Source organism: Novosphingobium arvoryzae (genome assembly GCF_014652615.1).
GTDB lineage: Bacteria > Pseudomonadota > Alphaproteobacteria > Sphingomonadales > Sphingomonadaceae > Novosphingobium > Novosphingobium arvoryzae.
In genome coordinates this window covers 1-10,161 of sequence record NZ_BMZD01000016.1, presented here as the reverse complement: position 1 = coordinate 10,161, position 10,161 = coordinate 1, and the positions used below count along the sequence as shown (strand labels likewise).

Below are 10,161 nucleotides of genomic sequence, written 5' to 3'. Positions count from 1 at the left end.
CGCAACGAGCAATGCCCATGCGGCTCAGGCAAGAAGTACAAGCGCTGCTGCGCAGCAGCCTGACGCCGCGTCAACGCCGCCTTCCGTCGGCGCTTACGGTCAACCGCATCCACTCGCTGATCTTCAACTGATTGGTTTCGTGCCCATCGGCATGTAGCCTTCTCGAAAGCGGCGATCGTCACTGTCGCGTTGTCTGAGAGAGTTGCGATGACGAAGACCAGACGCAAAAGGAAGGTTACGCCTAGGCCGGTTTATTCTCTCAAGGCGGAGATTCAGGCTGCCTGGCCCACCTATTATGTCGTCGACGAGCCGGAGCGCCGCTTAGACGAGACATTCGTCCGGCTGAAGTGTGTGATCGTCGAGACCAGTGCAACGCTTGAGCAGCACAGGGGAGAGGAAATTGAAATACGGCTCGCATGCGAGCGATTTCTGCCCGACGTCTCCCAATCGGCTCAGCGAGCGCAGCTATCTCTAATTCTTCGCAAGAACCTTCGTTCGATGGTGGCTTATTTGCCCCCGGACGCAATTTGGGCGTTGCCAGGGATCATCGCGTCTAAGGCGATTACCCACGTCCAGGTGGATTGCGATGAACTCTACCGAGGCGTGGCCACTGGCTTGAGCATCTACCTCTCGACGCTTGCCGAAATGCACTCACTCGAGGCGCGTTTTGTAGAGGGGAGACCGCGGGATGCATGACGAGGTAAAGGGCCGTCTTGGAGCCCGAATCAAAAGGCCCACTTTCTGCATTTGTTCCTGCGCAGGAATGGCGGAATTCTGAGACTTTGAAATCGCCAGAGTCCCTAAAAAGGCATCGAACCAATACGTTAGTTGCCTAGCGCGGGCGAAATTGTGGGCCTTTCGAAAAACCACATTGCCTAAAATACTGATTTAACAAGAGAAAGGGTGGTAGACGTGAGTCCTCTTCTGGCACCAGTCAACCACTTTATCGTGTTGTTTTTACACGATAAAGTGGAGATTTCTGAAAATCTGATCCCACATTGATTCCCACATTTCGTGTGGGTCGTGGTGATCCTCGTCGGCCCTTTCTGGGACGCCAACCCAACCTCGCTGATACCATCATCTGCTTTTTGGCTGCGACACGGGACGAATCTTGACGGTGCATCGCGCTGGCTGCTGCGAGGTTGCAGCGGTCCTGCGGCAAGCGTCAATGGCATCGCGGTTGTCGCGCTGGATGTCAGCGGCCTGCACCAGTGCATTCCATGCCTCAGGGCTGTCGCTCTGCATCAGCCGCGCGCCTGCATCCCAGCGTGAAGGTGCGCCCACGATCCGGGCTGCCATGCGCTCGGGCCAGTGCCAGCCGTCTGGCATGGCACGGGCAACGGTGCCTGGGAGGAAAGACCATAGCAGGATACCCGCCAGCACGGCCCCGCCCGCCACTTGGTAGAGCTGCTGCCGCTGCTCGGAGGCGGTGCGCGCATGGGCTGCGACGCTGCGCATTTCCAGGGCAGCGTGGTTCAAGTCGCTCCGGGCCTGAGTGATCCTGTCCTGATCACTGCGCCTCGCGGCTTCGGCTGCGGCGGCGATCCGATTGCCGATGCTGTCAGGGGTCATCTGCATCGCGGGATGACCAGCCATGCCCTTCAGGCTCTCGCTGATCGCGCCCATCCGCTTGGCCATGTCGGTCAGGGTCGCACCGTAGTCGGGAATGACAATGTCTGCACGCTCGGCGGCAAGGTGCTGCACCGCCCGGCGCATCAGGGCTAACTCGCCCTCAAGGCGGGCAAACGCCTCGGCGGCGGGATCGTTCACGGTATCCGAGGTGAGTGGGTCGGGATCGGGTTCCGGCTCCGGCTCAAGGTCCAGGGTCAGTTCCACTTCATCAGCATCGGTATCCATTACGCTTCTCCTACAGGCTCATGCCGATTGAGCGGCTCCGCTCCATCGTGATGGAGGCGGCAAGGTCGCGGGCCAGATCGCGACCGAGTTCTGTCTTGATGCCCAGCTCGCGGGTGCGACCGCGCAACAGGGATTCGACCTGCGCGTCGCGCTCCAGGCTCTTCGCCATGTCCGTCATGCGATTGGTGAGCCTCTGCGCGCCCTTGCTGTCGCCATCGCGCTGCATGGCTTGCCGTGCTTGCCCCAGCCGCTGCCAGTCGCTGACGAAGCGGTCGGCTCGCTGCGCAGGATCGACGCGGATTTCGCCCTCAAGCTGCATGGCTCGGATTGCACCCTGGCTGCGACCATCGGCGGCCTCACGGGCGAGCGAGGGCTGGCGCTGCAAGGCGCTGGCGAGGTCGGCTGCGCCATTGGGCCGGATTGCGTCGAGCGCCTTTCCGGCCTTCTCCAGTGCGTCGCGCTGGTGTGGTAGGACCGGCAATCCCTGTTCGCGCATCTGCCCAAGGTCGGCGGCGGCGCGGGCATAGCGTTCGACGGCGCGGCGCTGATTGGACAGGCCATGCTGTTCGGTCGGCAGCACTTCGAGCCGGTTGACCTGCGGACGGAAGCCAGCGAAGATCGACTTCGCTCGTTCCGGCAACTGCCGTGCAATCTCGACAATGCGTTCGCGGAAGGTGATGCCGCGCCGTTCGGCAAACTGCTGCTCGGGCTTGTAATCGCTTGCCATGTCCTTGCCGCGCTCGCGGCTGAGCGTGCGGACAAGTTTGGACTGATCGGCGAAGTCGTCGCGGCCATAATGCAGGGCAAGGCCGTCACGGTGGCGAGACATCGCGACATAGGCACCATGGCTGTCCATGCCCGGCGTCGCCAGCACATGGGCGCGGTCCACGGTCATGCCCTGCGCCTTGTGGATCGTTGCGGCGTAGCCGTGATCGATGTTCGCATAATCCTTGGTGTCGAAGGCGATGCTGCGACCATCGTCGGTACGCACAGCCATGCGCTGCGGCGTCACCTGTTCAATGGTGCCGAGTGTACCGTTTTTGACGCCCATGCCCCGCTCGTTGCGCAGGAACATGATGCGGTCACCGCTGGCGAACTGGCGCTCGCCGCGCTCGGCGCGGATGGTCACGTCGTCGCCCAGCTCGCCACTGGCGCGCAGCTTTCCGCGCGCGGCGTCATTGAGTTCGCGCACCTCGTCATTGGTGTGGGTGAGGATGATCCGCGTATCGCCGGGGCTGGCCTGCCGTTCTCGATCCCAACGCTCGATCAGCTCGCCGCGTGCCGCTTCCCTCGTCTCGCCGACATGCACCATATCGCGTGTCCCATAGGCCTGAATGGCAAGTCCGGTGCGCCCGGTAGCAAGGTGCCGCGTGGCGTCTTGCTGCCAGCCGTCATGCTGACGGCGCACCTCGCTAATTTCGACGCCGCCGTGCCGTTCATGAATCGCACGAAAGGCAGCTCCCGCTTCGATGGCCTGAAGCTGCTGCGGGTCGCCAACCAGGACAACTTTCGCGCCTGCATCGGCGGCATGGGACAGCACGCGCTCCATCTGACGCGTGCCGACCATGCCTGCTTCATCGATCACCAGCACATCGCGCGCAGTGAGCATTTCGCGGCCCTGGCCCCACTGGTGTTCAAGGCTGGCGATGGTGCGCGATGCGATGCCTGAACCGTGCTCCAGCCCCTCGGCGGCAATGCCCGACAACGCTACACCGCGAACGGTATAGCCCGCGCTCTCCCATGCCTCGCGCGCCACACCTAGCATCGCGCTCTTGCCTGTCCCGGCATAGCCAACGACAATACTGAGTCCGCGCCCATCGGTCACATGCTCGAATGCTGCGCGCTGCTCGCCGGATAGCGCCAGGCCACGTTCCGCCGCGCGCGCCAGCGCTCCTTCCCGGCCACGATCTTCGACCTGATGCCGCTCGCGTTCTGCCAGCAATTCCGAAGCGCGACCGAGCCGCTGCTCGGTTTCGATCATCTGGCGCGATGTGAACCGCTCTTCGCCGCGTCCGTCCTTGCCCAGCGCGATCAGGTCGGCCGAAGAGCGCACTGCGCGCATGGCCAAATCGAACTGCTCTTTCCCGTCGCTATGCCGGTGCACGAACATGGCAAGATCGCGGTTCGTAAAGGTGGCCTGACTGTGCGTGATCGCGTCCAGTGCGACAGTTGGGTTGGCGATGATCCGCTCGCCATTGCGCTGCGCTACAGCGCGGTGTTCCTCGATCCGTTCGGCCTCCAGCCCGCGCACGCCCATGCGCGAAGCGGCGGGGCCGATCTTGTCCTGCGGTTCCAGCGCAATGCCCTGCGCCTCCAGGCTGCGGTGATCGATCCGTGCATCGATGTCGAGTTCGGCAAGGCGCTGGTTGACCTGTTCGGCCCAGCGCTCGCGCCATTGCTCAACCAGCTCGGCCTTGTTCCACTCACGCACCTTTGCGCCGAACCCGTCTTTGCCAACCTCGCGCATGGTGAGCATGACATGGGCGTGCGGCTTTGGCTGGCCGTCCGCACCAATATCCCAATGGACATTGAGGTCGGCGATCATGCCCTTTTCGACGAATTCGGCCTCGGCAAACTCCCGCGCCAGCTCGATGCCCTGTTCCTTGGTCAGCTCGCGCGGAATGGCGAATTCGACCTCGCGGGCAAGCTGCGCGTCCTTGCGCTTCTCGGCGGCTTCGACCGCGTTCCAGAGCTTTTCCCGGTCGGCAAATTCCTCGGGGGCACCTTCCGGCAACAGCACTTCGGAATGGACGACCCCGTCCTTGTTGGTGAAGTCATGGTCGCGGTCGAGCCGTTCGTCGTGCAGCCGCTCGGCCCCGCGATAGGCGGCGGCAGCAACAGCGCTGCGCCCGCTCGACCGGCTGATGACTTTGACGGAGAGGTGGAAGATCGCCATGACGGCAATCCATCTACGCCATGAGCGCGACGTCGGCACGACGTATAAGCGCGCCCTCCCATGATAAAATCCTGCTCGGGACTATTCAGTATCAGGCCGTCTCGACGACTCTACAGCATTGGGAGAGCATCGATATTATCATCAGCGCATCACCTCTCAATGGAGAACTTCGATGCGCAAACCCCGTGACTTTGATTCGGAACTGAAGGCGCTCGCCGACAAGGCAAAGCAGCTGAAGGAACGCCGCGTGCAGCAACTCGGCGAACTGGTGATCGCAACCGGGGCCGATGCGATCGATGCGGAAACGCTGGCCGGTGCGCTGCTGGTCATCGCTGAAAACAATGAAGCACAGAGGAAGGATGCGTGGCGCAAGCGGGGCGCGGCCTTCTTTCAGAGCAAGGCGCGCAAGCGTGGCGAGTGAACTCAAGGCCAGCCGGATGGCGCTCTTCCGCTTGACGGCGGCGCGGCATCGGCTTGAGGCGGCAAAGGCGCGAACCGACATGCGCGAATGGCAGGTCAAGCGCCGCGAACGCACGCGGCAACTGATCGAACTGGGCGGCCTGGTCGTGAAGGCCGGGCTGGTCGAACTCGCCGATGATGATCGCGCCGCGCTTTACGGTGCGTTCCTTACAGTCGCGGCCAAGCTGCGGGGCGAGGAACGGGAACAGGCGCTGGTGCTGTGGAAGCGGAAAGGCAAGCGGGCGTTTGAAGCAGAAAGCGATTGAGTGAGGTTCAGTCCCCGATTTCCCGCAACAGGATTTCCGCCTGCGCCAAAACAGTCTGCACAGCCTCGTCGGCAAGGTCTGGCGGATAGCCATATTTCTTGAGGATACGCTTCACCAAAACGCGCATACGGGCGCGGGCGCTTTCCCGCTGGTGCCAATCGACGGTCACATTGCTGCGCAACTGCTCCAGCAGCTCATGAGCGATGACGCGCAGCTTCTCGTTGCCCATGGCTTCAACGGCGCTCTCGTTTTCCGCGAGGGCCATGTAGAAGGCGACTTCTTCCTGGCTGAGGCCCATCTCCTCGCCGCGAGCGCGGGCGGCTTTCATATCCTTGGCGAGTTCGATCAGCTCCTGGATCATCTCGACCGCGGAAATGGCCCCGGCGTGATAGCGGGCGACAGCTTCTTCCAGGCGGTTCGAGAATGCCTTGCTCTCGACCAGATTAGTCTTGGAACGGCTGACAATTTCACCATTGAGAAGCTTCTTCAGGGCTTCCAGAGCGAGGTTCTTCTTCTCCATCTTGCCGACTTCCATCAGGAATTCGTCCGACAGGATGGAGATGTCCGGGGACTGAAGTCCGGCCACTTTCAGGATGTCGATGATCTCGGATGATGCAACGGCCCGGTCCACGAGCTGCTGCACGGCAAATGCCCGGTCCTTCTCGCTGATCTTGCCGGTTGCGGTGGTCTTGGCGAGTGCCGCCCGGATGGCCTGGAAGAACCCGACTTCGTCCCGAATGGCGCGGGCTTCGTCGCTGGCTGAAGCCAAGGCATAGGCCTTCGACAGTTCCAGAACCATGTCGAGGAACCGGCGATGCGCGCGCTTCTTCTCTTCGTCGGTCTTCTGCCGTGCGGCCTGCGATTCCTGCCACTTCAGAACCCAGTCGATGGCACCGCCAAGGCAGATCAGGCGTTCGCGGGGCTGCCCGGTGATACCGGGAAGGTAGTTGAAGCCGTGGAACAGGTCGCGGATGGCTTCGTACCGCTCCATCATCGCAGCGACGGCGGCGGATTCGTCGATGCCGGTCTTGTCGCGGTCGGAATCGGTATACTGGCTGAGCGCATTTCGCAGGTTCTGCGCGACGCCGATGTAATCGACCACCAGCCCACCGGGCTTGTCCTTGAACACCCGGTTCACACGGGCAATGGCCTGCATCAGCCCGTGTCCGCGCATTGGCTTGTCGATGTACATGGTGTTCATGCACGGAGCATCAAAGCCGGTGAGCCACATGTCGCAGACGATGACCAGGCGAAGCGGATCATCGGGATTGCGTGCACGCTTGGCGAGGTCATCGCGGCGCTTCTTCGATCCGATATGCGGCTGCCAGTCGAGCGGGTCCGATGCCGAGCCGGTCATCACGATCTTTACTGCGCCCTGGGCATCGTCGGTTGAATGCCACTCGGGCCGCAAGGCGATGATACGGTCATAAAGGGCAACGCAGATTCGGCGGCTCATGCAAACGGCCATCGCCTTGCCGTTCATGGCTTCGATGCGCGCCTCCAGGTGCGCAACCATGTCTTCTGCCACCTGCGCCAGCCGTTTATCGGAACCGACCAGCGCTTCGACAGCGGACCATTTCGCCTTCAGCTTTTCCGCTTCGGTCAGCGATTGATCTTCGACCAGCGCCTCGATCTCGCTGTCGATCAGCGGTTTTTCATCGTCGTTCAGCTCGATCCGGGCGAGGCGGCTTTCGTAGAAGATCGGCACGGTCGCACCGTCTTCCACGGCGCGGCTGATGTCATAGATGTCGATATATTCGCCGAAGATCGCGGGCGTGTTGATGTCGGCGGCTTCAATCGGCGTGCCGGTGAAACCGATGAAAGAGGCGTTCGGCATGGCCTGCCGGATATAGTGGGCATAGCCATAGCGCCTGAGGCCGGTTTCCCGGTTCAGCTTTGACTCAAAGCCATACTGGCTGCGGTGCGCTTCGTCGGCGATGACGATGATGTTGCGCCGGTCGGACAGCAGCGGGAAACTCTCCTCGCCCTTTTCCGGCGAGAACTTCTGCACGGTGGTGAACACCACCCCGCCAGCCGCCTTGTCGAGCAGCCGCTTGAGGTCGGCACGGCTATCTGCCTGTTCGGGGTTCTGGCGGATCAGGTCACGGCACAGACCGAACGTGCCGTAAAGCTGATCGTCGAGATCGTTGCGGTCGGTCAACACGACCAGCGTCGGGTTTTCCAGCGCCTGCGATTTCACGGCCAGTCCGGCGAAGAAAGCCATCAGCAGGCTCTTGCCCGAACCCTGCGTGTGCCAGATCACTCCGATCTTGCGGTCGCCATCGGGACGCGATGCTTCCACAGCCTGGCGCACGGCCTTCTGAGCGCCGTGGAACTGGTGATAGCCGGCGATGATCTTGAACGGGCCTTCGCCCTTGTCGCCGAACACGATGAAATCGCGGATGAGGGCGAGCAGGTTAGCGCGGGTGAACACGCCGCGCAGCAGGGTTTCCAGCTCCGGCGTGCCCCGGTGGGCAAAGTCCTCGCCGTCCACCGTGCGCCAGGGCATGAAGCGTTCGGCATTGGCGGTGATGGAGCCGATGCGGGCTTCCATGCCGTCCGATGTCACCAGAACGGCATTGGTGCTGAACAGGCCGGGGATCTGGTGCAGATAGGTCTGCAATTGGTTGTAGGCATCGGCAATCGTGGCGTTCTGTGCGGCGGCGTTTTTCAGTTCCAGCACGGCCAGCGGCAAGCCGTTGACGAACAGGACAAGGTCCGGGCGACGATTGGCGCGGTTCTGGACGACGACGAACTGGTTGACCGCCAGCCAGTCGTTGGCATCGGCGCGCTCCAAGTCGATCAGCCAGATTTTGGTGGCGGCGGTTTTGCCGCTGTCGGCCCGATATTCGACATCGACGCCCTCGGTCAGCAGCTTGTGGATGCGCCGGTTCTCTTCGACCAGATCGGGCAGTTCGCCAGTCAGCACTCGCCGCATGGCTTCGGCGCGCGCGGCCTCCGGCGCGTCCGGGTTGATCCGGGCAATCGCCGCTTCCAGCCTGCCGGTCAGAACAACATCGCCGAACGAGCGGCGTTCCGGCAAGGAACCGTCGGGCGCGATCACCGAGCCGTGGAGATAGCTCCAGCCCAGCTCCTGCAGCGTCTCGATGGCCGCCAGCTCGACAATGTCTTCCGTGATTGTCATTCGGCCATAGTCCATTGATTTATAGTGATATATTGGCCAGCGCGGGTTCCGATTATCGGAACATTCCTTGACTTCCCCAGGGAGTGATGTATATAGACGCTCATGGGTCAGTCACTGCGTAGCGGGGGCTGGCCCTGCTTTTTTGGGCAGAACAACCAATCCAAAACCATCTGTTCTGCCGCTCGCGCTGCGCCGCAGCTTGCTTTCGACAATAGCCCAATCCGCCTTGTCGGGCTTGCCCAGAACGTGGCGACCGATGGGTGAAACCACTAGATCGGCGAGTTGCAGTCCGGCGATATTCTCTTTCTTGTCACGAAGATGCAGCCCCCTCACGCGCCGTTCGATGTCAGCGGCCTGCATGAACCGCGTCCCCTGAATTTTCAGGTTCAACCATGCCAATTCAATGCCTCGGTCCAAGGTGCTGCCGCGCTTCTCGGCAACGATAATGCCCCCGCCTGCAACTGGGCCAACATCAAGGCAGAACCGCTCAACCAGGATATCCAAGCTAAGCATGTAGGGATCAACGGCAGCCAGACCGTATCGCTGGAGATGGACATCCTTGTGCACGACACAGGCCACAACCTGATATTCAAGCTGCGCCATCAATGCATTGATCTCAGCATAAAACGCCTGCCGAAATCCTGCGTCTTTGAGACGTTCAAACCCGGCGCGGTTGCGGGCGATATCGGCAGTATGCAGGACAATGTCCGTGGTGCCGAACATCGATAGCTTGAACTTGTCCAGCGCCGCCGCGACCTCATTGCGGGCATAGTCGCGGTCCATAATCACGCCGCCCAGCACGAACACCGGATAAAGCGGATCGATCACGGTCAGATTGTGATCGCCGGACTCATCTAGAAACAGAACCTTCATGCAGCCGAGCCACCCGCCGCCTGGGCCAGGACCGCTGCCCTGATTTCGTCATTATCAAAGAATGCGTCCTCCAACCCCTTCGCCCCAGTAAAGTCGGCTTCCAAAATGTTCTCCGCATCGCGGAAATCGGCATTTTTGAAGCGGCATCTGTTGAACGACGCTCCCCGCAAGTTGGCCTGATAAAATGGGCCATAGCTGACCTGTCCACAGCCATAACTTCCGTCATCGTTGTCGTAGTATTCCATGTGCGTTTCCGGCGGCGCTTCTGACCATTGAAGTTCAGAGCCGTTGAATTTCGCATGGCTCAAGTCGCTGTCCATAAACGAACAATCCAAGAAATGCGAAAAATTCGTGGCGAAGTCGCCAAGTCCAGCAAGAGGGTTGTAGGGCGCAAACGTCACGTTGCGGCAATTCAAGTGGTCATCCTCGACATCTTCCGCCCCCACATAGCGTCCCGGCGTCAGGATAAAGCCATGCTTGCGGACCTCCTCCAACTTCGCCGACCGGCAGAAGCCGGGGATGTCCTGATATTCGTCAAGTCCCGCATCGGGCTTTGCCCGCCAACGGTGAAGGCAGCCATCAAGGAAGGCCGTGTGCCCGAGGACTGGAAGCCGGCCAAGACCCGACAAAAGGACCGCGATGCGCGTTGGTCGATCAAGTACAGC

9 protein-coding genes are annotated in these 10,161 nt (G+C 61.4%); 4 read left to right on the top strand and 5 right to left on the bottom strand.

Features of this window, described 5'->3' with window-relative positions:
* Both IE113_RS16465 and IE113_RS15985 read left to right on the top strand, forming a co-directional pair.
* On the top strand, positions 1-63 hold a 63-nt coding region (locus IE113_RS16465), incomplete at its 5' end, for an SEC-C metal-binding domain-containing protein (RefSeq protein ID WP_189539603.1).
* Positions 64-207: 144 nt separating this feature from the next.
* On the top strand, positions 208-696 hold the full coding sequence (locus IE113_RS15985; protein WP_189543305.1) for a hypothetical protein: 489 nt from the start codon (positions 208-210) through the stop codon (positions 694-696).
* A 381-nt stretch (positions 697-1,077) separates the two neighbouring features.
* Here IE113_RS15985 and IE113_RS15980 read toward each other — a convergent pair whose 3' ends face one another.
* Positions 1,078-1,857 carry a DUF6118 family protein gene (locus IE113_RS15980; RefSeq protein ID WP_189543304.1) on the bottom strand — a complete coding sequence of 260 codons (780 nt, stop codon included), beginning with the start codon at positions 1,855-1,857 and terminating at the stop codon, positions 1,078-1,080.
* Between the two features lie 10 nt (positions 1,858-1,867).
* On the bottom strand, positions 1,868-4,753 hold the full coding sequence (gene traA, locus IE113_RS15975) for a Ti-type conjugative transfer relaxase TraA (protein WP_189543302.1): 2,886 nt from the start codon (positions 4,751-4,753) through the stop codon (positions 1,868-1,870).
* A gap of 172 nt (positions 4,754-4,925) precedes the next feature.
* Here traA and IE113_RS15970 point away from each other — a divergent pair, with 172 nt between their 5' ends.
* Together IE113_RS15970 and IE113_RS15965 are read left to right on the top strand one after the other, a co-directional pair.
* Positions 4,926-5,174, top strand: a complete 249-nt coding sequence (locus tag IE113_RS15970) for a conjugal transfer protein TraD (RefSeq protein ID WP_189543300.1) — start codon at positions 4,926-4,928, stop codon at positions 5,172-5,174.
* 79 nt (positions 5,175-5,253) lie between these two features.
* Positions 5,254-5,478 (top strand): conjugal transfer protein TraD, encoded by a 225-nt coding sequence (locus IE113_RS15965; protein WP_189543307.1) that lies wholly within the window; start codon positions 5,254-5,256, stop codon positions 5,476-5,478.
* 7 nt (positions 5,479-5,485) lie between these two features.
* On the opposite strand, the gene IE113_RS15960 is transcribed toward IE113_RS15965, so the two are convergent.
* From IE113_RS15960 to IE113_RS16340, 3 genes are all read right to left on the bottom strand, one after another.
* Positions 5,486-8,623: a type I restriction endonuclease subunit R gene (locus IE113_RS15960; protein ID WP_189543298.1), complete on the bottom strand. Its 3,138-nt coding sequence runs from the start codon at positions 8,621-8,623 to the stop codon at positions 5,486-5,488.
* Positions 8,624-8,734: 111 nt separating this feature from the next.
* Positions 8,735-9,496 (bottom strand): DUF3800 domain-containing protein, encoded by a 762-nt coding sequence (locus tag IE113_RS15955; RefSeq protein ID WP_189543296.1) that lies wholly within the window; start codon positions 9,494-9,496, stop codon positions 8,735-8,737.
* On the bottom strand, positions 9,493-9,741 hold the full coding sequence (locus tag IE113_RS16340; RefSeq protein WP_229822675.1) for a pentapeptide repeat-containing protein: 249 nt from the start codon (positions 9,739-9,741) through the stop codon (positions 9,493-9,495). Before IE113_RS16340 ends, IE113_RS15955 begins: the two co-directional genes overlap by 4 nt.
* Positions 9,742-10,161: the final 420 nt, after the last annotated feature.